The following is a 25,066-nucleotide window of genomic DNA, read 5'->3' on the forward strand; positions in this document are numbered from 1 at the left end:
ATTCTTTGCGTACTTCTGGGTTTAAAACCTGACTTTCTTAATTACGAATTACGAATTAGTTACAGGTTTAACTTGACTTAACAAACTGTGGAGTTTTTCGCCTTCAATGACTTCTGTTTCTAGCAGTTGAGTAGCTATCTCTTCTAGCAAGTCTCGATTCTGTCTGAGAATCTCTAGGGCTTGTTCGTGGGCTGTTTCAACGATTTCCTTAACTTCGCTATCAATAGCTTTCGACGTTTCTTCACTTACCGCCCGCCGAGGATTAGCCGCACCATTACCGAGGAACATTGCTTGTTGTCCTTGTTGGTATGCCAGTGGCCCTAAGACTTTACTCATACCATAGGCTGTTACCATCCGTTCTGCCAAGTCAGTTGCTCGTTGCAAATCGTTGGAAGCACCAGTGGTAATACTGTTAAACACAATCTCTTCGGCGGAACGTCCACCTAACAAAGTCGCAATCTGACCCCGCAATTCTGCTTCATTCATCAAAAAGCGGTCTTCGGTTGGTAATTGTAGGGTGTAGCCTAAAGCAGCCATCCCACGAGGGATAATCGAAATCTTTTCTACACGACCGTTTCCAGTTGTTAGCGCCCCAACCATTGCGTGACCGACTTCATGGTATGCAACAATCTTTTTCTCAGTCTCGTTCATCACGCGACTCTTCTTTTCTAAACCGGCAACTACCCGCTCAATTGCTTCGGCAAAGTCTTCTTGAGCAACACTTTGACGGAGATTGCGAGCGGCCAATAATGCAGCTTCATTCACCAAGTTGGCTAAATCTGCCCCAGCAAAACCAGGAGTACGAGTAGCGATCGCTTTTAAATCTACATCATCTCCTAATTTTACCTTTTGAGCGTGAATCTTGAGAATTGCTTCGCGATCGGATAAATCAGGACGGTCTACCAACACTTGGCGGTCAAAGCGACCTGGACGCAGCAATGCAGGGTCGAGTATTTCGGGGCGGTTAGTAGCTGCAAGGACAATCACCGTTGCATCGCCAGCCGCAAACCCATCCATCTCAGTTAATAACTGGTTGAGGGTTTGTTCTCGTTCATCGTTACCGCCGTAGAACCCGTTACTGCTGCGAGACTTACCGATCGCATCCAATTCATCAATAAATATAATACAGGGAGCCTGTTTCTTGGCCTGTTCAAATAAATCCCGCACTCTAGAAGAACCCACACCAACAAACAGTTCTACAAACTCCGAACCAGAAATACTGAAGAATGGAACTCCTGCTTCCCCTGCTACAGCTTTCGCTAAAAGTGTCTTCCCAGTTCCCGGAGGTCCAACCAATAGCACACCTTTGGGAATCCTAGCGCCAATTTGCGTAAAACGTGCTGGAGTCTTGAGGAAATCAACAATTTCCACTAATTCAGTTTTCGCTTCTTCTACCCCAGCCACATCTGCAAAAGTGATTTTTGCTGATTCCCCTTCAACGTAAACTTTAGCTTTGCTCTTACCAATAGACAGGGCACCTTGAGGACCACCGCCACCACCACGAGCTAGAAAAAACTGCCAGATGCCAATAAAAATCAGGGGTGGAATCACCCAACTCAAGAGGGTTGTAAACCAAGTATTTTTAGGTGGAGGTGTAGCAGCAAACTCAACACCTTTTTGTTCTAGTAGTTTGGGCAATTCCAAATCAAAGATTGGTGTAGTTGCAAATACCTGGCCTGGTTCGCCATTCTCTGTTTTTATTTGGTAGATAATCTGGTTTTGCCCCACAGAAACGCGGCTAACTTCGCCTTCCTGTACTTGATGAATAAATAGGCTGTACGGAACACCAGCAGGCCCGGAAGTAAATAAACCAGGTAAAAAGAGATTTAAAAGTAGAAATACTCCTGATACCGCCAACAATATATTAGCAATGATCCGAAACCGAGGTGACTTAGGCTGTTCTTTAATTGGCATAGGTGTTATCAATCTTTAGAGAAAATCGGCGTTAGGAGTGCTGTACATGGATAGCGGGGCGTTTAGCCCGTGCTGAGTGTTGAGTGTTGAGTGCTGAGTGCTGAGTTAGGAGTTAGGAGTTAGGAGTTAGGAGTTAGTATTAATCTCTCCTCTGCTCCTCTGCTCTTCTGTCCCCTTGTCTCCCTCATCTCCCTCATCTCCCCAATCCCCAGTCCTCAGTTCCGTCTAACCAATCAAAAATTTGGGCTAACTGGTCTATTGTTACCAGACCATATTGCCAGAGGGTCATTGCGAGGAAGTTGGGAGTCTGTTCGCAGTGTCGCAAGGCGAGGGAAATTGCTTTCCCAGAAATACCCAACTCTTTTTCTAAAAAATCCACTAATTGATTTGTAGCTTTCATGGCAATGTTAAACAATGTTAAATAAGTTTTATTTTTGATGGGATTTGAGAAATTTAATTCAAGAGTGGTCAACAATGCTTAGCAAACAAGCAAGTTGCCAGGACGATACCTGTGTTGTCTGACATAAATCCAGTCTTCAAGCCGTGTCTGCCTAATTTAGGCAATGTGTACAACGGGCTAGCCCAACGCCAAGTTTTTTATTGTATCTTGATTCTCTAGGATGCTATCCCTTCTCATAGATTTTTCCTTCCAGCTATGTTTGCTGCAATTTTTAATTTATGTAACTAAACTTAACAATTAAATTAATCTTTGGGAACTAATGAGCAAATACGGTTTACCGTACTCAAAGCACGCGGGGACGCAAAGATGGGAGACGCGGAGAATGAGAGACGCGGGACGCAAAGAAATTATTATGTTAAGTCTGGAAAATCATTTACTATTCAAAACTCCCCGCGTCAGCTTTTATATCTGCGATCGCATCGAAATATAAATACTCAATTTATGTTACAGATTTTCAGAATCAAAAATGTTAGTGAGGTAAATTTATCTTCCTAAGATATCATGTCTAAAATCAATATATTTCTATTCTCTGGCAATCACTATATCATTCGACTTAATGACTGCATAAGCTTCTTTTCCTTCAGCTAATTCCAACTCTTCAGCAGAAGCTCTGGTAATAATCGAGGTTAATTCTACTTTGTGAATAATCTCCAGCGTCACCTCACTATTAACAGCCCCATAAACAACTCGTTTAATGACACCTTTAAGAATATTGCGAGAGCTAACTTTTAATGATTTTTTCGGAATATTACTTTCTATCTCAAGTTTTTGACTGTAGTCATCTTCCTGCCTTTCCTGCTTTTCCTGCTTTGTTGATGGTGATATTGGTAGTGAAGAGTGCTGATTGAGACTACGCACTAGTTCTCGCAGAATCTCAGTCTTGGTTCGTTGAGAGTTTTCGCAGAATTCCTCCAGAATCTTCCGCTCCTCTTCTGAGGTTTGAAATGTGACCCATCCTTGTTCTTTTCTTGGCATAATATTATCAATTTGAGTTATCTGGGTATGATTCTACCAAGTATTAATTCGATCTATCATTTTACTAATAAAAAATTTTCCGCAGGATTTTTTGCATTTCCCTGGAAAATTCATCAATTAATCTCATATATTTAACTACATAGATATTTATTTTTTCTAGATACAAAATAATTTGTTACTTGATAATGGATAAACATCAGTATAAATATACCAACAAAAATGGTAATATTAGCTGGATTCATCTGGGAGAAAACTAATGGAGCGATCGCCCGAGTACCATAGGATTATCTAATGTAAGTTCATAAAAGGGTGATGAAGCACCTCAAATCGCGTTCTCAAGACCTGCGGAGTTTGTTTGAGAACAATATCACCATTGAATACGTTGCAGAACCCCTCAAAGCTATGCCAGCTGATGCGGAGGTGACAGAAGTGCTGCATTGGATGCAAGCACAAAATTTTGATGTCATTGGTGTGGAAACGGGAGATACAATTAGCGGTTATGTAGAACGCTCTAGTTTGATTCAAGGTAAATCTGGGAAATGTAGCGACTATCAACGGGTGTTTCATCCCAAAGAATTAATTGCTATTTCCACCCCACTGATGAAGTTGCTACCGATTTTACAACAAACTCCCCGATTGTTTGTTCTCGACTGCAATCAAGTAACTGGGATTGTTACCTGTGGCGACTTGCAGAAAGCACCTGCACGAATGTTACTGTTTGGGTTGGTAACGCTGCTAGAAATGAATCTGTTACGCCTAGTGCGTCTTTACTATCCCCAAGATTCTTGGCAAAAAGTCCTCAAAAAAGAGCGGTTAGAAGTTGCTCAACGGCTATGGCGAGAGAGCCAGGAAAGAAACGAAGCTACGGATTTGTTAGATTATCTGCAATTCTGCGATAAGCGAGAGTTAGTTTTAAATCAACCAGAACTTTTCGACCAACTAGGACTGAAATCTAAGCGCTTTGGCGAACGCTTCCTTAAGTCTGCTGAACAGTTGCGAAACCGATTAGCTCATGCCCAAAATTTAGTCACTGGCTCCTCTTGGACAGATTTAATTTCTCTAGCACAAGAGATGGAAATGCTGTTAATTCGCTGTGAGGAAGTTGAGTAAAGTCTATTGGTGATTCTCCAGCCAGCTTATCAAATCTCCTGGTGTGGAGAAATCTAATAGTGCCTCGCTCAACTCTTCCAATTGAATCAGAGATAAATCTTGAATCGGCGATCGCAATTCTGGACTAACTATACCAATTCGCCGAGTCAGTTGGTGCACAACCACAGAGAGAGCCTCTTCTTTTCTCCCCTGCTCAATTCCTTGTCTAATAATTCTTTGATAAACCACAGATTCCTGCATAAGCTCCTCCCGCAAAAGCTACTGATTAAATTTTTGTCATATTTTAACCCTGCAAGCAACTGAGTACAGGCAGAAATATTTCGCTGCTGGCTTGGTTCTTCAATCATTATCTACCTGAGCAGCAACTTGCTCTAGCAAAGATTCAGGGGAATCTGTTCGCGCTAGAACTGCTAAAGGTAGAAGACCAACAAATGCTAACAAAGGAGCAGGGTCTTGCTCCCAAATCCGAATCACTCGGAAGCGATGAACTGTGTTTGTATCAGTAAATTGTTCGATAAACACCGCGTCTGAAGTGGTTTCTTTGAGGTAGATGACAACCTGTATGTAGAATGGTATAAAAACTGTATTGCCGACGCAATCTTGCATAGTAGTCTAGCATCCGAATCGGCATCGGCGGGACTGAAGTGGGTGCAACTTGGAACTCGATATGGAGAATTTCCTGTTGGGGATTTAGCAGAATAATGCAGTCTGCTCTAACTGGCTCAACGCTCAACTCAGTTTTGAGGTCTTTAACTTCTGCTGGAGTTTTACCTAATAACCAGGTAGCAAAACTTTCGGGATACTGTTCTGAAAGATAGCGGCAAACGTTATCGATAGACATTGAGGTTCTGGTTAAAGCATTAAGTAATAAAAATTACATATACTTACAAAATAAATGAGCTTTAACGCGGTTTATTGAGCGAATCACTTAACTTAGTTCCCGTATATTTGGGAACCCATCCCTCTGCATTTGCAAAATAGCGTACTGCTTTAAAACTCAACGATGCAGTTGGGCTGCACCAATGCTCAACACCAGGGGGGATATAAAGATAGTCTTGTGCGTGAACTAAAAGCTGTACTTGGCTACCATCAGGTTGCACGAAGCCATAGATCATTTCTCCTGCCAACACATAGAGAGGTTCAGGAGTAGTGTGAGTATGGTAACGGCTGTAAGTTGCGATCAGATGATGAAGATTAGGGGAACCTGGATGCAGATTTAGCAAGTCACACCACACAGCGTTATTTTCTTGCTGGATAAATTCAAAGACGCTGTTATGGAGTTCCATAGTATAAAGCTTCTCAGACTCAGTTAAAACGTCTTGCTCTACCAGATTCGGGAAGAGAAGCGATGTTCCTGGGTCGTAGTGTCGGAATTCAATTCCCAGAGGGGTAAGTTCACGAGTTATTTCACCTAAATCGCTCTCAATTGTACCGTCATCAAGTAATAGGTTAGCCATGACAAAAAGACTAATTAATTGTTAACAAGAGTATACTCAATTTTTAATTTAAAAGCCACTATTACCGATTGACAAACCGGGGATTTGGGACTGGGTATTGAGAAAGTATTTCTAAATATTTATATTTATTTCCTGAGAGCATCCCAAATGTGCAAGTTTATTTTTATACGGTATTTGGACTTAGGCGGAGAATAGACCTCTTGCATAAGTCGAATAGACCCCCTTAATCCCCCCGATATATTGGGGGGAAACTTGAAATATCGCCCCCTCCCCTTGTGAAGGGGAGGGTTGGGGAGGGGTGATTCAACGATTTTTGCAAGAGGTCTAATGAAATAACGAACCGCAAAGGACGCGAAGAACGCAAAGTCAAGAGGTTTGTACAGGGTTTGTGTACCAGTCCTATGATTTTGGCAAAATTGGGATGCTCCCCAGTCCCTAGTCCCTCACAGAATAAATTTATCAGCAGAATGATGTTTATTGGTACCACTAGCATCTAAGCTAGTACGGGTGAACTATATCCAGTGTGGAATGTCTGACTTAATTTTGTTTTGGCATCGGCGTGATTTACGTGTTTCTGATAATACCGGGTTGGCTGCGGCAAGACGGCAGAGTCCGAAAGTGGTGGGGGTATTTTGCCTCGATCCGCATATTTTGGAACGAGATGATGTTGCTCCGGTGAGGGTAACTTATATGATTGGCTGTTTGGAGAAACTACAACAGCGATATGCCGAAGTTGGCAGCCAGTTGCTAATACTCCATAACAATCCGGTGCAAGCCATACCAGCTTTAGCAGAGGCAATGAATGCCAAAGCTGTTTTTTGGAACTGGGATGTAGACCCTTATTCCCAAAAACGCGATCGCACCATTATAAATTCCCTCAAAGAAAAAGGTATTCAGTTTCTTCATCAAAATTGGGATCAAATCCTCAATTCCCCCGAAGAGATACGTACAGGTAGTAATCAACCTTATACGGTTTATACGCCCTTTTGGAAAAATTGGATTACCAAACCCAAGAGTCAACCAGTAGAAACTCTACAAAATGCCGAAGGGTTAACGGAAGCTGAAGAGAAAATTGCCAAACTTGCAGGAGCGAACGCATTACCTTCAGCCAAAGATTTAGGATTTATTTGGGATGGAGAACTAATTATTGCACCAGGAGAGGCAGCAGCACAAGAACGCCTAGAGGAATTTACTGCTAAAGCCATTACTGAATACCAAGAACAGCGGAATTTCCCCGCAGTTGAAGGAACATCGCAACTGAGTGCAGCTTTGAAATTTGGCGCGATCGGTATTCGCACTGTTTGGCAAGCCACCATAGAAGCACTAGAAAACAGCCGCAGTGATGAAACAGCAGTTAATATCCGCACATGGCAACAGGAACTAGCTTGGCGGGAGTTTTATCAACATGCAATGTATAATTTCCCCGAATTGGCTGAAGGTGCTTTCCGCGACACTTTCAAAAACTTTCCTTGGGAAACTAACGAAGAACATTACCAAGCTTGGTGCGAGGGGAGAACTGGCTACCCCATTGTGGATGCAGCCATGCGCCAGTTGAATGAAAGCGGCTGGATGCATAACCGTTGTCGGATGATTGTCGCTAGTTTTCTCACCAAAGATTTGCTAATTAATCCCCAACTAGGAGAAAAATATTTTATGCAAAAGCTGATTGACGGTGATTTATCTGCTAATAATGGGGGTTGGCAATGGAGTGCTTCTAGCGGTATGGACCCCAAACCCGTGCGAATTTTCAACCCAGCCAGTCAATCCCAAAAATTCGATCCAGATGGGGAATATATTCGGCAATGGGTTTCAGAATTACGCTCAGTGGATACCGAATATTTAGTTACTGGTAAAATTTCACCTTTAGAACGCCATGCTGTTGGCTATCCTGAACCAATTGTGGATCATAAGATACAGCAACAGCAGTTTAAACAGCGTTATCAACAACAAAAAGCATGAGTAGTGCTGAAGGTTGAACAAAATTGTTAATTTTTTAATGTTTATAGCAATCTATCTTAGGGGGACAGATTATTGTACCCCTATAAATTTGTCCTGTAATTCACTGAGAATCAGGCTTGAGCAAGGTTGCAGTCCTTTTGCAGTAAATTTATAATTTCGGATGCCTTACCGCAAATGCGCTGATATTTTAATTTCCCCTCTTCATAAATTCCGCAAAAACACCGTTACGCAATTTGTGCTTCTGATCAAAACTTAGAGCATCCAGTTTATTAGGGCATGTTTATGACCAACCCTGTAAAAACGGTTATACAAGTCAATCAGGAGATGGCTCAAGAGGTAGCTCAAGAATTGGAGCAAGCTCCATACACTAAACTCGGTGCTTATTGTTTAGAAATTTTGCGGGAGATAGGATGCCCTGGTACTGAACTCCCAGTTAACTTACAAACTCGCGATCAGCAGCTAAATTTTATTACTGGCTTTGCATCTTATGCATTTGGGGAGGTACAAAGTGTACAAAGCATTAATTGAAGATATATTTTCTGATTCAGAAGAGGAAGAAGAAATTACTTTTCCTGCCACCGATCAAGATTTGTTAATTTTAACAGAAAAATTTTTAGGGTTTGAAATTCCCTCAAAGGTTTTCTTGCAAGCTATATCTATTGCTGATTACGACTGTGCCGCGGCTTTTCGCTACGTTGATAATTATTTAGCGACCCGGAAGAATAAGAATAAGCGTAGGCAGAAAAATTTACTTTTGTTAAATTCTGCGGTTGGTTTTGAAAATAATTGAGATACATTCATTTTTGCTAGTAAAAAACGCTGCTTGGACTGGGAAAAAAGAGTAATACCTCTCTTTTTTCCTTTAACACTTATCAATTTAATCCTTTAACAAAACAAAATACTAAAGGACTAATATTTGATTTCTAAAAAAGCTCCGTACAAATCGAAAAGTCTGATTTCCTATTCCCTCCTCCCTACTCCTGGCTTATCCCGCTTGCGCTGCTGCTCACGCACCACTTAGATAATTTCAAAAATCAAAATATGATTTTGAGGCGATCGCTAAGGTATAACTATACTTCATATATAAAGCTTGAGTTTCAAGGATGCACCTCATTTGAGCGAGAATCGTTATATTAGTTATCACTGAAGGCTTTGTCTTGATATAGACTGTTTTTTTTGTAACTATCAATAACTAAGCAATAAATATTAAGCAACGATTTTATATAATTTTTGATATCAAATGGCATTACACTTTTTCTCGCAGATTTACCTAGTGTCAGCCTTAATTGCTCGTTACTAATTAAAGATTGCATTGCTAATGATAAATTTTGAACATCGCCTGGTTCAACTAGTAAGCCATTCTCATTAGAGATTATTAGTTCGGGAATTCCTCCAACCGGTGTAGTAATTACAGGTAATTCCCAACTCATTGCTTCAAGTATTGCCATAGGCAAGCCTTCATTGTAAGAGGGTAATAAAAATATATCAGCTTTAGCTAAAAGTTTGTCGCGTTGTTCTGAGTTTACCCAACCCAAAAAAGTCACATATTCGGAAATATTTAGAGTCTCAATGAGCTTTTGCCCTTGTTCTATATCTCCATCTCCAGCAATAATCAACTCAGCACAGTTTTTTTGCTCGGTAGGTAGGTTTGCAAATGCTTTAATCAAATCGAAGGTTCCTTTACGTTCACCAACTCGCCCACAAAAGAGTAAAGTTACTTTATTGTTATCTTTATTTTTATTTAGATGTTGGGAAATTTCTGTTGGGTTAGACAGCACAAAAACTTGTTGTGGATTTAAACCTAAATTCAGAACATAGTACTCTTTCCAAGAATTTGATAAAACAATCAAACCATTGGATTGACGAAATATTTTAGCCACTAACTGCTTTGCAAATTGAGGAAGCTGAGGGTAATTTAAGTGAAATTCAGCACCATGAGCATGTATCAAAACTGGCTTGCGAAAACCAAAAGCAATGAGGGCAATAATTGATTTTCTTAAAATACTCCCACGTTCGGAAACATGAATATGTACAATATCAGTTTTTTGAAATATAAATATCTGTAGTAGCTTGATTAAAGCTTGTGCAAATATTATTAATTTTGATCCCATTGATCCATCATTAAAACTAGTAATATGTTCAATCTGTAACTCAGTTGGAGCGTGCTTTACGATAAGTTTTTGACAAGTTGCTATACCTCCATTTTGATTTAAGCTTGAACCCACCATTGCTATTTTAACCAGCATAATTTTTAGCTTATTTCTGTATAGTGTTTTTATTTTAGCTGCTTAAAACAAAAAAGCCGTACTAGTACAACACGGCGTAAATAAACTAGCCATTCAAAATCAATACAACTCTTGGAGAGGCTGGCACCAACGGCAAGCTGAGTAACTATGAAACACTTACGCTGCATTCATTTTGAATTTTGAATTTTGCCTTGTGGTACTAGTCCGATAATGGTAAGCAATAAGTTTTTATTTTTAGATTGTTTGTTCATCTTGATTTGAAGAAACAAAGGCATAGATCAACAGCAAACGCAAGAATACAAAGTTGCCGATGAGATAGCGCTGCCACATCCGACTTGGTTCCATTGCTAGTCGCCATACCCACTCCATTCCAATAGCACGAATTGGACGTGGGGCACGAGGTACACGTTTAGCAATAAAATCAAACAGCCCTCCTACACCCATGCAAGTAATACCAGGTAGTTCATTGGCGTATTGGTTAATCCAAATCTCCTGTAGCGGTACACCCATCGCTATTAACAGTAGGTGCGGACGAGCTGCTCGGATTTTATCCAACACTTGCGGGGTTTCTGCTGGGGAGAAATAGCCATGCTGAGTTCCTGTAATTACTAGTCCAGGATAAGCCTTCGCCAAGTTAGCCGCCGCTTCTTCAGCTACGCCAGGTTTGGCACCTAGAAGATAGAGTGATAGACCTTTGGGTGCCCCATTTTTGCATAGAACTGGAACTAAATCAGTCCCATTGAGGTTATGCACCAATGGTTTACCACATAAGGCACTACCCCATAGAACTCCACTTCCGTCTGGGAACAAAAAGTCGCTTTTCTCTAAGGCCTCCACTAGTGCTGGGTTTTTGGCAGCAGTTACCATCGTATGACTGTTGGCATAGCATACACGTCCACCCTTTCGCTTTAACAACCACGTCAGTAGAACTTCGATCGCTTCCGAAGAGGACATACGATCAAAGTCGGTGTTTAGAAAATTAACTCGGTCTGCCATATAAATCAAGCCTGTCATTTCAAGTTTGGAGATGCGACATTACAAAACTTATGGAAAACTGCCCTCTAAGTGAGTACAAAACTGGATTGTCGGTAAAGAAGGCAGTCCCGATGAAGCAGGTTTCAAAAGCCAAAGATGAAAATCTTTTAGATACTGAGGCTGGGAAGTTAGATTTTTACTCCGCATGGGCTAAACCTTAGCTATCCGTTAACAGCACTTTCAAGTCAGAGGCGGAAAAGGTAACAATTTTCAATGGGTCGGAAGCCCATAAAAATGTGAGACCACTAAATCAAAGATTTTGATGGAGGGTTTAAACCGTTGCTTTTTTCGGTCATGAGAAATACACAGACAAAATTATTTTGCCTCTGTAAATCATCGTTTTTTGCTAAGTAATATTACTATGTCGCATATTGTATATTAGAATTTTTGCGTATAAACACGCTGATTTTTTGGTTTATTTGGCCTTTAATAATTATAATATTTGATTTTTACTTGGATACATCCACCATTACATAAAGAATATGTAAAGATAATGCAAATATTTCACATAAACTGGGATTTATCCGTAAGACTTCTTACAGTATTTTTACCATATTAACAAGTTAATAGGAACATGTGGGGTAGTTTTGCTTATAATAATGATTATCAATATATTGAGAGCGAAACTAACTGACTAAAGCTGGCAAACCTTGAGAATTATGCTGAATAATCAATTTCAAATAAGCCTGGCTATTAAAAAAAAATTGTTATAGATAACGATCTACCATGTAATATGTAGAATCAGATTGAATCACTGTGTATTACAAATAATTTTAGGATAAATAAATAAATTACAAACAAAGGCAGAGGAGAGAACGCAGAAGGCAACTATGTAAGAAGTATTAATAAAAACTGATGACTGATGACTGATGACTGATGACAGAAAACCCCTCAACCGTCAACCGTCAACCGTCAACCGTCAACTGTCAGAGGGTATATCTTTGCGAAGACAAACTTCTTCATAGCTTTTACCGGCGATATCCCAAGTAAATTCTGTTTCTACTAGTTGTCTGCCGTTGTGAGACAATTGCGATCGCAGATCTGGATTATCGAATAACTGACTAATTGCGCTGACGTACTCCGCAGGTTCATTGGCTCGTAATGCTCGTAGGGATGTGGTATTACTGTCTACAGCTAATCCTTCTAAACCGCGATCGCTTCCTACTATCGGTACGCCAGCTGCCATTGCCTCTAGAGTCTTATTTTTAATGCCAAACCCAGTCCGCATCGGGACAACGCAGATTGTAGCTTTATGTAAATATTCTACCATTGAAGGTACACGCCCAGTCACATTAATTCCTACTTTTTTATTAAGTGCTAAAACTTCTGGTGCAGGATGAGAACCAACAATATCGAAAGTTGTATCAGGATAATGTTTTTGAATTTCTGGTAATACTTGATTGCTGAAAAAGCAGACAGCATCAATATTCGCCAGATTATCCATTGCACCAATAAAAATTAAACGATGTCCTCCTGGATCGCTGGTACGATTGGGGAACGAAACAAAATCTACACCATTGGGAATAACTGTAATTTGACTATTGGGATTAAATTCTTGGATTTGAATTTTATCTTCTTCTGTTGTCACAACAATTGCTGAGAATTTAGCACAGTAGTTTTGCTCATAACGACGCAGAAGTGGGAGATTAATTTTGTCTCTAACTGAATTTTCGGAAATACCTGTTGTGAGTTGATTCCGACAAGTAGCGTAAACAGAACTATGAACATTAACTATAGTTTTTAGCTGTTTCTGAAAATGTGGCTGCACATAAATTTCATTAACGCTATGTTCGCAGGTAATCACATCACATTTTCCTGCTTTTACCCAATTGTTAACCCACGTTTGCATTTCAACTGAATAGCGGTTGAGTACGCTTGGTGGTGTCCCTTGTAATAAGAAGTTACCAAAGCGCTGGAGCTTCTTCAAGATTCCGGCTGTGGTTGGAGAATCAGGCGGGCGATCGAAAACTACCAAACGATTGACGCGATCGCGTAATTCACTTAGTTCTACATCTGTAACATCACTTTCGCGTTGAGTGACAAGGGTAACACTATGGTTTTGACTTAAGTACTTAAGTAAATTAAATGTCCTGACTTGGGTTCCCCCCCTTGTTGGTGGATAGGGAAACGTCGAAGATAGCATTAAGATGTTCATATAGGTAATGCATCAAATGTGATACATACACCATGACCTGATTATTGGTTGTATGTCATCACAAGTATCCCTTAATATCTTATTCGTAAAATTTTTATAAATTAAAGTAAATAAAAAGCTAGTTGCCTTTTGACACACCACAATGGTAAATTTACTGTATAGTTACCCGTTAACTGTTGTTTTTACAGTTAAGTGTAAGACAGTATATAACTGTCACTGAAAAAGTGCTGAGTCAAAAATGCTAAGTAATTAAGCTCACATCACCACTAAAAGGGGACGAGATTTCACGTTAACACTTATAAGGTGTCGGCTATCCCTCCCACCTCTCTTGTTGGAATGGGTTTCCCGTCGGCTTCGATGAAAATTACTCAGTACAAGCGAACAAAGTACTCTATATGTTAAGTAGGATTTAGCAAAATGAAATCATTTGGTATTTATACACTTGCCAATGACGCTGTATATGACCAACTAGTTGCTTTGCTAAACAGCATTGAGGTAAATGTTGGAAAAGATATCCCTGTTTGTGTGATTCCTTATAATCAGCAATTAGATTTGGTTAAGCAGGAAATAAAGTCTAGAAGAAATGTCACACTTTTTGAGGATTGGGAAGCAATTCATCGCTGGGATAATTTTGTAAATCAGCTTTGGGATGCTCATCCAAGGGCAAATGAATCTAAGTTAAATCGTCCTGGGTGGTACAAAGGCTTTGTACACCGAAAGTTTGCTTCTTTTAATGGCGAGTTTGAGAAATTTGTGTTTTATGATGCTGATAGTTTAGCCATGAAACCAATTGATGATATTATTCAAAAGCTGGATACTTATGATTTAGTGTTTAATGATTGGGAACATGCTAAACCTAGAGAGAAAACACAATTAAATCTTGATGTCTTGGAAAGAGTAATGCAGCTAACAGAAGCTGATTTGCGTCAAAAAATCCATTGTGATAGCTTTTTTGGTTCAAAACGTTTGCTTTTCGGCGGCAAAGATTTAGATATTATCAAAGAAAAATGGATTGAAGAACGGGAATTTGAATGGATTCGTGAAGGTTCTTGGTGGTCTAGTTCTGGCATATTCGGTTATATAACTTTATACGGCGATCCCCGAATCTTTAACTTTACCCTCAGTCACAATGCTCAAGATAGAACAGGTAATTGTGCTAATGCAGATCCATTCATAAATATTAATAATATTCTTTATAATCAAGATGGCTTAAAACCAATTCATCGCATTCACTATATGAGCTATTCTTCTATTGATTTTACTCGTTTATGTCAAGGAGAAGCTGTCAATATTGATTATAGAGATGAGTTTTTACATTATCGATTTCTCAAAGAGCCAGAACGAAAACCAAAACAATTGAGAGATCCTAGTATGGTGTCACAAATGAATCGGTTTCTCAAAAAATCTCGGAAAAAGCTTGAGAGAATGATCTCTTAAATAAGTCTGACTGTTAATATAATCTTGGCACATTGTAGCGACAGTTAATCACTTTTTGAAGTGTCGCTACTTATCGTAAAATCAGACAACAGAGCAGACTACTTTTAAAGGGGAAGGCATGAGAATCGCTATTGGCAGTGATGAACGCACTAACCTTACTGACATGGTACTCAAAGAACTTAAGCAGCGTGGGTATGAAGTTATACCTTTTGGTTCCCTAGACGATAATTCTCCAGAAGTTGATTGGCCTATCAGCAGTAGTAAAGTTGCTTTAGCAGTATCAATTCAGAAAGCCGATGAGGGGATTGTCTTTTGTTGGACTGGTACTGGTGCATCTATTGCTGCGAATAAAGTCTCTGGGATACGTGCTGCTTTGTGCCATGATGCTGAGACGGCACGGGGCGCCCGCATTTGGAATCATGCCAATGTTTTAGTATTAAGTTTACGTGCAACTACAGAAGCGATCGCTAAAGAAATATTAGATGCCTGGTTTAGCACGCCTTATTCTGAAGATGACTGGAACTTGTTACAAATAAAGCGGATTCGACAGCTAGAGAAATGAGGAGCAGAGAGTAAATAAGGCTGATATTATACTGCTAGCCGCGTGCCTCCTGCCTCCTAAACTTGCTTGCTGAACTTCAATAAAAGCATCAACAGGTCAGGGCGATCGCGTAGCTAAACGTGTTTTACCTGCGACCTGTTGTGCCGAGCTTACTTAAGAGCAGGGTAGGAGCGTCATAATCGCCGACCATACTAGGATTTAGGCAGAATTATCAATTATTAGTGTTCTTCTCTTCTGCTGAGGTCGGCGTTGGGTGTAGTTTGCTTCTCCTGGTAAATAGGAGATGCTCTATTGAGCATGACATATCAAAAGTAAGGAAATTAGTCAGGAAATAGTAAAGAAATCGGAAAGAAGCACTGAAATCGAGAAATTGTTACTTTTTGCAATATTTTCTGAATCAGAGTTCACAGATTGTTTTAAACATAACTTGTATTGTTAAAAAAATGCTATGCGAATTCTCTTAGTTGAAGATGATGTACGCCTTGCTGAAACTTTAGCAGAAGCGCTGACAGATCAGCGTTATATGGTTGATGTGGTGACGGATGGTGAGGCAGGTTGGAATCAAGCAAAAATGCTGGATTATGATTTGCTGCTGTTGGATGTTATGTTGCCAGAACTCGATGGAATTAGTCTATGCCATCGGTTGCGATCGCACAGCTATAGTATGCCTGTTCTCATGCTGACTGCGCGTGACACGGTTAGCGATAAAATCACCGGACTTGATGCAGGAGCAGATGATTATGTCGTTAAACCAGTAGATTTGCAAGAACTATTTGCCCGAATTCGCGCCTTGCTTCGTCGAGGTAGTGTTTCATCACCACCGATTCTGGAATGGGGTAATCTGCATCTCAATCCCAGCACTTATGAAGTGACCTATGAGAAAAATATGGTGCATCTTACCCCAAAAGAGTACGGTATATTAGAGTTATTACTGCGAAATGGTCGCCGTGTTCTGAGTCGCAGCGTGATTATTGAACATATTTGGTCGCTAGAGTCTCCTCCAGAAGAACACGCTGTCAAAGTTCATCTCAGAAGTCTGCGTCAAAAGCTCAAAGCAGCAGGAGCTGATGAAGATTTTATTGAAACAGTCCACGGTATGGGCTATCGTCTCAAGCAACTCGAATAACTACAAAGGCTGTATTGATATTTCTTTAAACTATTTAATGGTCGGGTTTAAGATATTCCTGTAATTGTTGAGTACGCTCTTTTGTCGTATTTTCCAGACAAGAAAAGTAAATGCTAGGGGCTATACTTCCGCCCTGATATGCACTTTTTTCAAACTCACAATTGTTATCTCTAAACTTAACCCATGCTTGCTGTGCAGCAATCAATTTTTGTTTTCTAGTTTTGTTTAAGTTAGGTACAAGTTGTTGATACACTTGGTTCAACTTTTTATCAGCATTTTGATACGACAACTTACTGCATTCATTAATTGCTGCTTGAGTTTGAGCATTATCGCAGTTTAGCTTTTGAGCTAAGTGTATTTTTGGGAAATCCGGTGTTGTGCTTGCTGCTGTCACGCTAGGAGTGTATAAACTGCTGAAAGCTAGTACATTTACTAGCAAGAGTGATAAATAATGCATGAATTACTTTTTACCTGATGTTGATTTGTATACTACGTAAGTCGTCACCTTGACTTTATCCCACTACTATACATAAATCAGTTCATCAGTCAAGAATCTTAATTTGAGAGAATCCAAATTTTGCAAACACAAATATCTAATGACTATAAATCGCAGTTAGATATAGAAAGATCTTCAAGACAACAAAGTCCGCGTAGTTTTAGAGAATCGAAAAGCGCCAGAGCGATCGCTTGTGCATATACTTTTTGTAGAAGTCAGCAAAAGGCACGAAATTTTCCTTTGCCCTTTCCCTGTAAATGTGCAAAAATTACTTTTGCAAGAGATATCAATCGACTATAATAGGCAACTCCCGATGAAAATACCTGATTTTTCCTTCTCTACTGCCCACTCTCTAATCTCAAGACAGCCCTGATTGGTTGTTCAAATTGAAGTCTAGAAGCTTCAAAAGCTTAGCTTCTTTTAAGCTCGATACCATAAAACGGCATTGAATCTGAACTGCTATTTCGATAAAATCTAAAAATTAGAATTTATCATAAAAACTTTAAACATCATAAACAAATAACATATAGATTTTTTCTTAGAAGTATAATACTTGTGTCTAAAATAGTTCTCTCACATATTAAATTATGGCAAAAGTATTGCGTTAATGAATCAAAAAACTGTATTGTTTATATTGTTGAAAATTGTTTTTCCGTAAAATCAAGTTAACAAAACACAAGTTTAGCACACGGGAGAAACCATTGCTTTGGTGAATCGAAAAATATCGATACCAAACCACAATAGTTATCCCGTTGTTGTTGGCGTCATTAGCAAGAGGACTAACTCTAGAAACAAAAAATCAAATATTTTGTTGGTGCGTTTAGTGTAGCGAGGAATCTAAAATTTTACCTACATAATAGTTCTAACAATGGATACATAATTTTCATAGAGAACAGTATCGGCTAGATTTTCAGGGTTTCATCTCTTTAATCGGGGCAAGAAATCTCTTCTGTGCTGGCTGAATTCGGGATTTCAAGCTCACTTTATCAAGGAACCGCGACAGGAAAAAATTATGACCTCTTTAGATCCTAATTTTTTTGACGACATCCCACCCAAAAGCTTAATCATCATTGACCCAGCCGTTGATGACTATCAAAAGCTAAATGGTAAAAACTTTGAAGACGTAGCAAATAGAGAACCAGGAGCGATCGCGTCAAAGCCACAAAAACTGCTAAAAGTTCCGCCTAAGGAATTTCTAGCGCCTCCTGGTGATTTTAATCCCACTTTACTGCTATTTTTGGCATCTGTAGCAGTGTTGGTATTATCTAATTGTGGTTACTGGCTTTGGCACTGGCCAGACTGGATATGCTTTAGCGCTAATGTTATTGCTTTACATTGTGCTGGTACAGTAATTCATGATGCTTGTCATCAATCAGCCCACCGCAATCGAGTCATCAATGCCATGCTAGGACATGGCAGTGCCTTGATGCTAGGATTTGTCTTCCCAGTGTTTACGCGGGTGCATTTGCAGCATCATGCCCATGTAAACGATCCCAAAGATGACCCAGACCATTATGTTTCTACAGGTGGTCCACTGTGGCTAATTGCATTTCGTTTTTTGTCCCACGAAGTGTTTTTCTTTCAGCGACGATTGTGGCGTAAATATGAACTATTAGAATGGTTTATCAGCCGTTTAATTGTTATTGCAATTGTTTATATCTCAATTCAATATCATTTTTTAATGTACGTCCTCAATTTTTGGGTTGTACCTTCTGGGATAGTTGGGCTAATACTGGGCTTATTTTTTGACTATTTGCCCCATCGTCCTTTTAGCGAACGCGATCGCTGGAAAAATGCTCGTGTATACCCCAGCCCTATTCTTAATATCCTGATTTTAGGACAAAACTATCACTTAGTTCATCATTTATGGACTTGTGTTCCCTGGTATAAATATCAGTCTACATACTATCTGATGAAGCCCTTGTTAGATGAAAAAGGCTGTTATCAGACTTCCGGGTTACTACAAAAAAAAGACTTTTTAGAGTTTCTTTATGATATTTTTGTAGGAATTCGCTTCGATCATGAAACAACTAAAAATAAAGATGAATCACAAAATCGGAAGTAAGTCGTTAAGTCTTTGAATTAGCATATTAATTTGTGAGGTTGTCATTAGTCATTTGTTATTCACTAATGACCAATGACTGATAAAAAATTAAAACTCCCTTGTGGGGGTTTTATTCTCATAACTAGAGTCTTCAGTGCCAAGGAGTTTATCCCAGAACGTAAAATACAAACCGTAATGTACTTTATATTTACGGTGATGTATTGAATGATGCATAGAACCGATAAACCACCTGCTAATCCAGTAGTTTTGAGATGACGAGGGAAATACCTCAAATCCAATATGGGTAAACACTGCCCACACGGTCATAGTTATAAGTGCGACAACTAAAGTGATAAAATGAAGCGGCACTATGAAGCTCACACCGACAAAAAAAAGTGCTTGTACAATCGCCTCAGGCAGATCAAAAGCGGAGGAACTCCAGGGCGTTGGCTCTCCTGAACGGTGGTGTCCATAATGCATCCATTTAAAAATCCGAGGGTGGTGAAATATCCGATGGATAAAGTAAAAGTATGTATCTTGAAGAATTAGCACCAGAACAAAGCTAGCTACTAAATACCATAGTCCGTATTTGTTTAGGTCAGTGTATAACAGCGTTGCTCCCAAACTATACTGTGAGACAATAAATGCTCCAGAAATAGCAAAAACCATTGCCGAGAGTACCGATAATTCGATATCCTTTTGAATGGAACAACTCATCAACGGCTTCAAACGTAAACTCTTGTTAGCAAGGGACTTTCCCAAAACTGAATAAAAGAGCAAGTATGCTCCCCCAGCTATCAGAAAGTATCGGGCAAGAGTGATACAGAATAAGAAAAAGGAATAATACCAAAATGAGTGATTCGTCAATTAGACCCATCCATAATATTAATTTAGTGAAATAAAATTGCTGATTATATCCACAATAGCTAAGTTTTCACTTAATTTATTAATCGACAAAATCCACTGTTAATCCTACAATACTTAATACTCAAGCTCTACTATATTTAAATTTCTTAATATATTTTTAACAAGAAAGAATAAAAGTGCCAAGCTCCAGAATTAAACTCTGAATTTATGTGTCACTACTGGGTGAATCAACGGCGACACACCACACTGAAATATACAGATTCAGTGGTCTTCACTACGTGACACAAAGGGAAACAATGATTGGCAAATCTGAGTCTCCCACTTATTGATTATGAATTTTGAAATTTGAATTATACATGCTTATTTAACCTTGTTTTGTTGTAAATACAGTAAAATATTCGGTGTTCGTGAAAAAGCGTTTTTGCTCAACTTGGATATTATTTTTTAAAGCAAATCTCAGGTTGTCATACTCCAGAATTTGTTAAATTTGATCCAACATACTTTGGGTGAGTATAAGCTAGCCGCTAGAAGGAAGTCGAAATTTTGTAAGAATGTTAAAAATAATTTGATATCTTAGTGATCCAAGCTTAGTTGTCATACCCTATGAATCGTTCCGCCTGCCTCATCTTCAATCCAGTAGCCGGTCAGGGTGACCCAGAATTAGAACTGGCAGAAATTCGAGCAATATTAGAGCCAGAAATTGATTTAGATATTTATTTGACAACTGAGGAAATTGATGCAGATGCCCTGGCTTATGCAGCAGTAGAGCGAGGGGTTGATGCGATTATTGCTTCGGGGGGAGATGGTACGCTCTCAGCAGCGGCGGCGGCTGTGGTAAGTACTGGTATTCCATTTGGTATTATTTCTAGAGGTACAGCAAACGCTTTTGCCACAGCTTTAGGAATTCCAGATACGATCGCAGCTGCGTGTGAGACAATTTTGCAGGGAGGAACCCAGAATGTAGACGTAGCCTATTGCAACGATCGACCAATGGTACTCTTGGCAGGTATTGGTTTTGAGGCTGAAACGGTGGAACTAGCAGACCGAGATGCCAAGAATCGTTTTGGAATGATGGCCTACGTCTTGGCAGGAATTCAGCAATTAAGAAACTTACATAACTTTGATGTTGAAATTGAAACCGAGGATAGAATAATTAAAACTAGTGCCTGTGCAGTCACAGTTGCAAATGCCGCGCCTCCTACTTCAGTTTTGGCACAAGGGCCAGCCGGTCTGATTTATGATGATGGTCTACTAGATTTGACGATTGTAGCTCCAGCTAACAAGGCAGGAGCGATCGCTGCTACATTCCATCTTTTCCAAACAGCTTCTACAGGTAACGCAGCAGAAAGAAATGACATTGGTTACCTGCGAGCCAAACAATTTAAAATCACCACAGAACCACCACAAAAAGTTGTTCTAGATGGTGAAATAGTTGGTACAACACCGATAGAAGTTAAATGTGTACCAGCAGGCCTGAAAATTTTTGTCCCACTAGTAGAAGAAGTTGAGCCTACAGAAAAATTAGAGGGATTGCCCAACTTGACAATTGAAATGAAAAATCCAGTAGAAGAGTGAGGGGATTGGGGATTGGGGATTGGGGATTGGGCATCCCCTCGGCTTCTGTACGAGACGCTACGCGAACGCTCAGGGCATGGGGCATTGAGCATTGGTTATTTCTCCCCCTGCCTCCCCTGCCTCCCCTGCTTCCCCTGCCCCTCCGCTCCTGTGCCCCTGTGCCCCACTCCCCACTCTCTCCAATTCAACATTTAGGAGTTAGGTTGCATTGAAATTAGTATCCGATCCAGCGATCGCTAAAAAAATTCGGAAAATGAGCCAGCGGGTACGATGGCAAGACCCGTTGATTGTGGAACGCAATATCGACCAAACTCGGCTGGTGTTGGATGATGGTCAAGCAGACGATTGTGAGTTCTCGTTTTTAGTTGTAGGTGATAGTGGTTCTGGAAGGCATGGGGGACAAAATCCTCAGCGACAGGTGGCTGAACTGATGCTGCCCCATCACAATGAATGTCGTTTTATGCTACACACTGGGGATGTGATCTATTTAGTGGGATCGAGTGAGTACTATCAGCAAAACTTTATCCAGCCCTACCGAGAGTTTCTCCTAGGTGGAGAGCATCCCAAACAAATTGCCTATGACCAGATGATTTTTAAACTGCCGATCTTACCTGTACCGGGAAATCATGATTATTATGACTTGCCGATTTTTTTAAGCTTGGCGTCCTTGACAACATTACCGATTCGTCGTCTGTTGCGATCGCGGTTAGATTTAGATGTCGGTTTGCATGGCTCAGATACAGGTGACGCTTACGCACGGGCGTTTTTAGACTATCTCAAAGCCTATGGGTTGACAACAGAGTTAGAGGATCATTTCAATCGGTACTACACAGCCAAGACAGATACAGGTCATTGTCTTCGCTATCAACCAGGGCACTTCACGCGCCTCCCCAATCGCTACTACACTTTTCGCTATGGCGGGATTGACTTTTTTGGCTTGGATTCTAATACATTTAACGACCCACCACCTCTACCAAAAACAAAACAAGGCCAAGTCGATCGCCAAATTTTAGAAAAACGTCGTCAAGATTTAGAGCAAGAAAAGCTGCAAATCATGGAAACCTCAGCCAAGCTTGACCCCAACAACCCCATCGAGGCGGATGAGTTAGAGGATTTCCAAGCCAAGATGTCCCAAATTGAAGAAATTATTGTTGATATTGATAAGCAATTAGCCACAGATAAATCAACGCAGACTGACACGGAACAACTCAACTGGCTTCAGCACAGACTAATTGAATCTTGGAATAATAGCGAAGTTCGGGGGAGAGTGATTTATTTCCATCATCCTCCCTATGTGACTGAGGCGACGAAGTGGCAACAAGGACAAACTCTAGCGATTCGCAATCGCCTTCGTGGTGTACTGGATGCAGTAGCTGAAGAAATAGGTTCTCTAACTCAGGGGCGTCCTTTAGTCGATTTGGTATTAAATGGACACGCGCACTGTTTGGAACACCTGGAAACAATGGATACGGGACACGGTGATTCTCATATCCATTGGATTGTTTGTGGCGGTAGCGGGTTTAGTCTGCGACGCCAGCGAATTGAGGGAGCAGATTTGATAGAAAAGAATAGATTAATGGCGCGATCGCACCTCTTCATCGGTCGTAACGGTCAAGGTTCTCACAAGGGAAGACCTTATTCAGCTTTACGCATTGACGTTAAAGGCGAAGGTCAGCCTAAGTTTATTGTTCGCCCCTTGGTTGCTGAATGGTATCAACGACAATGGCATAATCGGCAACTTGAACCCTTCATCGTTTAGGAATAATAAGAAATAACATACAATTTATCTCCCTGGCTTACCTCACCCTCAATCCCTCTCCTGATAAAGGCTACTGTGTATACACAAGTCACCAGTTTTACCCCAATACGCTTGGGATCAGCCAGAAAGCCCTCATGTAGAGACCCGATTCATCGCGTCTGATTCATCTTGACAGACTCCTATTTCCGACTTGTGTATACACGGCAGCCTTTTTAAGGCCGGGTTATACCAATTCACTCAAATTATAAAACAGATGTAAACCCTGAAAGGATTGCTATATCTAAGTTTTTTAATTGCAAATTGTGAACTGGTATTAGGGGGGAGCTAAAAGTGCCTAAAGTCACATTAAAACACTTTTTAAACAACCTCTTAGGAGGATCTATTATGGAACTAATTCTTCGCCTCTGGTTGTGAGTTAGGAATTGTCACATCTATTGGTGTTACCTTGGCAGCTAGCTGCGTCAAGGGTGGTTGAATGGCGGTTTGATTCCCTACCACTAGAGTTACAATATTTTCTGGCTTCAGGTATTCTCGTGCTACCCGTTGCACGTCGGCGGCTGTGGTACCTGCGACGGCTTTTTGATAGCGGAAGAGAAAATCAGCAGGATAGCCGTAATATTCGTATTGCATCAACCGTGATAAAGTTTGGCCTGGATCTTGAAAGTTGAACACAAAGGAGTTGAGTGTAGATTCTTTGGCAAAAGCTAGTTCCTTTGGTGTAACTGGTTGAGCTTGAATACGCTTAATTTCAGCTTGTAAGGCTTTGACAAACTGCACAGTAGCATCCGATCGCGTTTGTCCACCAGCGACGAACATTCCACGATAATCGTAACGGGGACTCCAGTAGCCGTATACAGAGTAAGCTAAACCTTGACGCGATCGCACTTCATTAAATAAACGTCCGCCAAAACCATTTAATACTTCATTCAACACATCCAGCGCTGGATAGTCTGGACTATCGTACTGTCCGCCTAAATGCCCCATCAATACGCTACTTTGGGTTAGTTGCGGCTGATTGACAAAAAAGACTCCGCTAGTATTCGCTGGGGAAACTTCCGGTAATTGGGGTTTAGCAATTTTGGGGTTCGGCTTCCAGTCGCCAAATTTAGCTTCAATGAGCGATCGCATTTTTTTCGGTTCAAAATCCCCGACAATCCCCAAAATCAGATTATTTGGGTGGAAATATTGCTGATAAAACTTGAGTAAATCCTCACGGGAAACTTTATCTACCGTTGCATACTCTGTTGTCCGACCATAGGGGCTATCTTTCCCATAGATCAATTTGCGAAATTCTCGACTAGCAATGCTATCTGGATTGTCGTTGCGACGCGCAATGCCTCCCTTAGCTTGAGTTTTCGCCAAATCTAGCTTTTCTTGAGCAAATACAGGCGATCGCAATACTTCAGCAAACAGCCCAAACACCGTATCTAAATCTTCACTCAGGGTATCAAAGCTACCACTACCAGCAGTTTCGCCAATACTAGTTTCTACCGCCGCCGCCCGTTGTTCTAAAATGTCATTTAGTTGATCGGGCGAATGGTTTTTAGTTCCTCCAGTTCGCATCACCGCGCCTGTAAAAGCAGCCAACCCGACCTTTTCCGGAGGTTCCAAACGATTCCCAGTTCGTACCAACGCCGTACCCTTCACCAAGGGTAACTCATGATCCTCCATCAAATAGACAATTAAGCCGTTTTGCAGAACAAACCGTTCATACTTTGGTAACTTAATTTCAGGTAGCGGTGGCAACTGCAACTCAGTGTAGTGCTTTGCCTGTGCCGTCGCCGCCATAGAAAAATTCCAAGAAGTTAAAAGTAAAAACGCCAAAACCACAACCAACGCATAAACCAATTTCTTCCCGTTTGGGATTTTCACAGCCATCTTTCTCTTAT

23 protein-coding genes are annotated in these 25,066 nt (G+C 40.5%); 10 read left to right on the top strand and 13 right to left on the bottom strand.

Annotated elements, in window-relative coordinates; all coding sequences use genetic code 11:
• Window positions 1–48 precede the first annotated feature (48 nt).
• The 3 genes from ftsH4 to ACFG4S_RS09030 all read right to left on the bottom strand — a co-directional run bounded on the left by ftsH4 (window position 49) and on the right by ACFG4S_RS09030 (window position 3,349).
• The gene (gene ftsH4, locus ACFG4S_RS09020) at window positions 49–1,914 is read right to left on the bottom strand and encodes an ATP-dependent zinc metalloprotease FtsH4 (protein ID WP_392534474.1); all 1,866 of its coding nucleotides are present in this window, start codon (window positions 1,912–1,914) and stop codon (window positions 49–51) included.
• 193 nt (window positions 1,915–2,107) lie between these two features.
• Complete coding sequence (locus ACFG4S_RS09025; RefSeq protein ID WP_392534475.1) at window positions 2,108–2,314, bottom strand: DUF2949 domain-containing protein; 207 nt, start codon at window positions 2,312–2,314, stop codon at window positions 2,108–2,110.
• Between the two features lie 582 nt (window positions 2,315–2,896).
• Window positions 2,897–3,349: a molybdopterin-binding protein gene (locus tag ACFG4S_RS09030; RefSeq protein ID WP_392534476.1), complete on the bottom strand. Its 453-nt coding sequence runs from the start codon at window positions 3,347–3,349 to the stop codon at window positions 2,897–2,899.
• Between the two features lie 312 nt (window positions 3,350–3,661).
• Here ACFG4S_RS09030 and ACFG4S_RS09035 point away from each other — a divergent pair, with 312 nt between their 5' ends.
• Window positions 3,662–4,459 carry a hypothetical protein gene (locus tag ACFG4S_RS09035; protein WP_392534477.1) on the top strand — a complete coding sequence of 266 codons (798 nt, stop codon included), beginning with the start codon at window positions 3,662–3,664 and terminating at the stop codon, window positions 4,457–4,459.
• 3 nt (window positions 4,460–4,462) lie between these two features.
• Here ACFG4S_RS09035 and ACFG4S_RS09040 read toward each other — a convergent pair whose 3' ends face one another.
• From ACFG4S_RS09040 to ACFG4S_RS09055, 4 genes are all read right to left on the bottom strand, one after another.
• Window positions 4,463–4,699, bottom strand: coding sequence for a DUF4351 domain-containing protein (locus ACFG4S_RS09040; RefSeq protein WP_392534478.1), 237 nt, complete (start codon window positions 4,697–4,699; stop codon window positions 4,463–4,465).
• 99 nt (window positions 4,700–4,798) lie between these two features.
• A complete protein-coding gene (locus tag ACFG4S_RS09045) occupies window positions 4,799–4,981 on the bottom strand; it encodes a hypothetical protein (RefSeq protein ID WP_392534479.1) in 183 nt (60 codons plus the stop codon).
• The gene (locus ACFG4S_RS09050; protein WP_392534480.1) at window positions 4,959–5,300 is read right to left on the bottom strand and encodes a hypothetical protein; all 342 of its coding nucleotides are present in this window, start codon (window positions 5,298–5,300) and stop codon (window positions 4,959–4,961) included. The genes ACFG4S_RS09045 and ACFG4S_RS09050 overlap by 23 nt, the downstream gene beginning before the upstream one ends.
• 61 nt (window positions 5,301–5,361) lie before the next feature.
• Window positions 5,362–5,916, bottom strand: coding sequence for a cupin domain-containing protein (locus tag ACFG4S_RS09055; protein WP_392534481.1), 555 nt, complete (start codon window positions 5,914–5,916; stop codon window positions 5,362–5,364).
• A 528-nt stretch (window positions 5,917–6,444) separates the two neighbouring features.
• Between ACFG4S_RS09055 and ACFG4S_RS09060 the strand changes: the two genes are divergently transcribed.
• From ACFG4S_RS09060 to ACFG4S_RS09070, 3 genes are all read left to right on the top strand, one after another.
• The gene (locus ACFG4S_RS09060) at window positions 6,445–7,875 is read left to right on the top strand and encodes an FAD-binding domain-containing protein (RefSeq protein WP_392534482.1); all 1,431 of its coding nucleotides are present in this window, start codon (window positions 6,445–6,447) and stop codon (window positions 7,873–7,875) included.
• Between the two features lie 282 nt (window positions 7,876–8,157).
• Window positions 8,158–8,403, top strand: a complete 246-nt coding sequence (locus ACFG4S_RS09065; RefSeq protein ID WP_392534483.1) for a hypothetical protein — start codon at window positions 8,158–8,160, stop codon at window positions 8,401–8,403.
• The gene (locus tag ACFG4S_RS09070) at window positions 8,384–8,665 is read left to right on the top strand and encodes a hypothetical protein (protein ID WP_392534484.1); all 282 of its coding nucleotides are present in this window, start codon (window positions 8,384–8,386) and stop codon (window positions 8,663–8,665) included. Before ACFG4S_RS09065 ends, ACFG4S_RS09070 begins: the two co-directional genes overlap by 20 nt.
• Before the next feature lie 343 nt (window positions 8,666–9,008).
• Here ACFG4S_RS09070 and ACFG4S_RS09075 read toward each other — a convergent pair whose 3' ends face one another.
• The 3 genes from ACFG4S_RS09075 to ACFG4S_RS09085 form a co-directional block, all read right to left on the bottom strand.
• Complete coding sequence (locus tag ACFG4S_RS09075; RefSeq protein ID WP_392534485.1) at window positions 9,009–10,121, bottom strand: glycosyltransferase family 4 protein; 1,113 nt, start codon at window positions 10,119–10,121, stop codon at window positions 9,009–9,011.
• 234 nt (window positions 10,122–10,355) lie between these two features.
• Window positions 10,356–11,075 (bottom strand): WecB/TagA/CpsF family glycosyltransferase, encoded by a 720-nt coding sequence (locus ACFG4S_RS09080; protein WP_392534486.1) that lies wholly within the window; start codon window positions 11,073–11,075, stop codon window positions 10,356–10,358.
• A 1,000-nt stretch (window positions 11,076–12,075) separates the two neighbouring features.
• Window positions 12,076–13,311: a glycosyltransferase family 4 protein gene (locus tag ACFG4S_RS09085; RefSeq protein WP_392534487.1), complete on the bottom strand. Its 1,236-nt coding sequence runs from the start codon at window positions 13,309–13,311 to the stop codon at window positions 12,076–12,078.
• 417 nt (window positions 13,312–13,728) lie between these two features.
• On the opposite strand from ACFG4S_RS09085, the gene ACFG4S_RS09090 reads away from it, so the two are divergent.
• The 3 genes from ACFG4S_RS09090 to ACFG4S_RS09100 all read left to right on the top strand — a co-directional run bounded on the left by ACFG4S_RS09090 (window position 13,729) and on the right by ACFG4S_RS09100 (window position 16,436).
• Window positions 13,729–14,748, top strand: coding sequence for an Npun_R2821/Npun_R2822 family protein (locus ACFG4S_RS09090; RefSeq protein ID WP_392534488.1), 1,020 nt, complete (start codon window positions 13,729–13,731; stop codon window positions 14,746–14,748).
• Window positions 14,749–14,866: 118 nt separating this feature from the next.
• Complete coding sequence (locus ACFG4S_RS09095; RefSeq protein WP_392534489.1) at window positions 14,867–15,310, top strand: RpiB/LacA/LacB family sugar-phosphate isomerase; 444 nt, start codon at window positions 14,867–14,869, stop codon at window positions 15,308–15,310.
• Between the two features lie 448 nt (window positions 15,311–15,758).
• Entirely contained in the window at window positions 15,759–16,436 is a 678-nt protein-coding gene (locus ACFG4S_RS09100) for a response regulator transcription factor (protein WP_392534490.1), read from the top strand.
• Window positions 16,437–16,470: 34 nt separating this feature from the next.
• Here the strand turns inward: ACFG4S_RS09100 and ACFG4S_RS09105 are convergent, their stop codons facing one another.
• Window positions 16,471–16,893: a lysozyme inhibitor LprI family protein gene (locus tag ACFG4S_RS09105; RefSeq protein WP_392534491.1), complete on the bottom strand. Its 423-nt coding sequence runs from the start codon at window positions 16,891–16,893 to the stop codon at window positions 16,471–16,473.
• 1,051 nt (window positions 16,894–17,944) lie between these two features.
• Between ACFG4S_RS09105 and crtR the strand changes: the two genes are divergently transcribed.
• Window positions 17,945–18,997 carry a beta-carotene hydroxylase gene (gene crtR, locus ACFG4S_RS09110; protein ID WP_392534492.1) on the top strand — a complete coding sequence of 351 codons (1,053 nt, stop codon included), beginning with the start codon at window positions 17,945–17,947 and terminating at the stop codon, window positions 18,995–18,997.
• An 87-nt stretch (window positions 18,998–19,084) separates the two neighbouring features.
• Here crtR and ACFG4S_RS09115 read toward each other — a convergent pair whose 3' ends face one another.
• Window positions 19,085–19,693: a sterol desaturase family protein gene (locus tag ACFG4S_RS09115; RefSeq protein WP_392534493.1), complete on the bottom strand. Its 609-nt coding sequence runs from the start codon at window positions 19,691–19,693 to the stop codon at window positions 19,085–19,087.
• A 753-nt stretch (window positions 19,694–20,446) separates the two neighbouring features.
• On the opposite strand from ACFG4S_RS09115, the gene ACFG4S_RS09120 reads away from it, so the two are divergent.
• Together ACFG4S_RS09120 and ACFG4S_RS09125 are read left to right on the top strand one after the other, a co-directional pair.
• On the top strand, window positions 20,447–21,418 hold the full coding sequence (locus tag ACFG4S_RS09120) for a YegS/Rv2252/BmrU family lipid kinase (protein WP_392534494.1): 972 nt from the start codon (window positions 20,447–20,449) through the stop codon (window positions 21,416–21,418).
• Window positions 21,419–21,626: 208 nt separating this feature from the next.
• Complete coding sequence (locus ACFG4S_RS09125) at window positions 21,627–23,177, top strand: metallophosphoesterase (protein ID WP_392534495.1); 1,551 nt, start codon at window positions 21,627–21,629, stop codon at window positions 23,175–23,177.
• 390 nt (window positions 23,178–23,567) lie between these two features.
• On the opposite strand, the gene ACFG4S_RS09130 is transcribed toward ACFG4S_RS09125, so the two are convergent.
• Window positions 23,568–25,055: a M16 family metallopeptidase gene (locus ACFG4S_RS09130; protein WP_392534496.1), complete on the bottom strand. Its 1,488-nt coding sequence runs from the start codon at window positions 25,053–25,055 to the stop codon at window positions 23,568–23,570.
• Window positions 25,056–25,066 lie beyond the last annotated feature (11 nt).

Source organism: Nostoc sp. C117, assembly GCF_043099735.1.
GTDB lineage: Bacteria > Cyanobacteriota > Cyanobacteriia > Cyanobacteriales > Nostocaceae > Nostoc.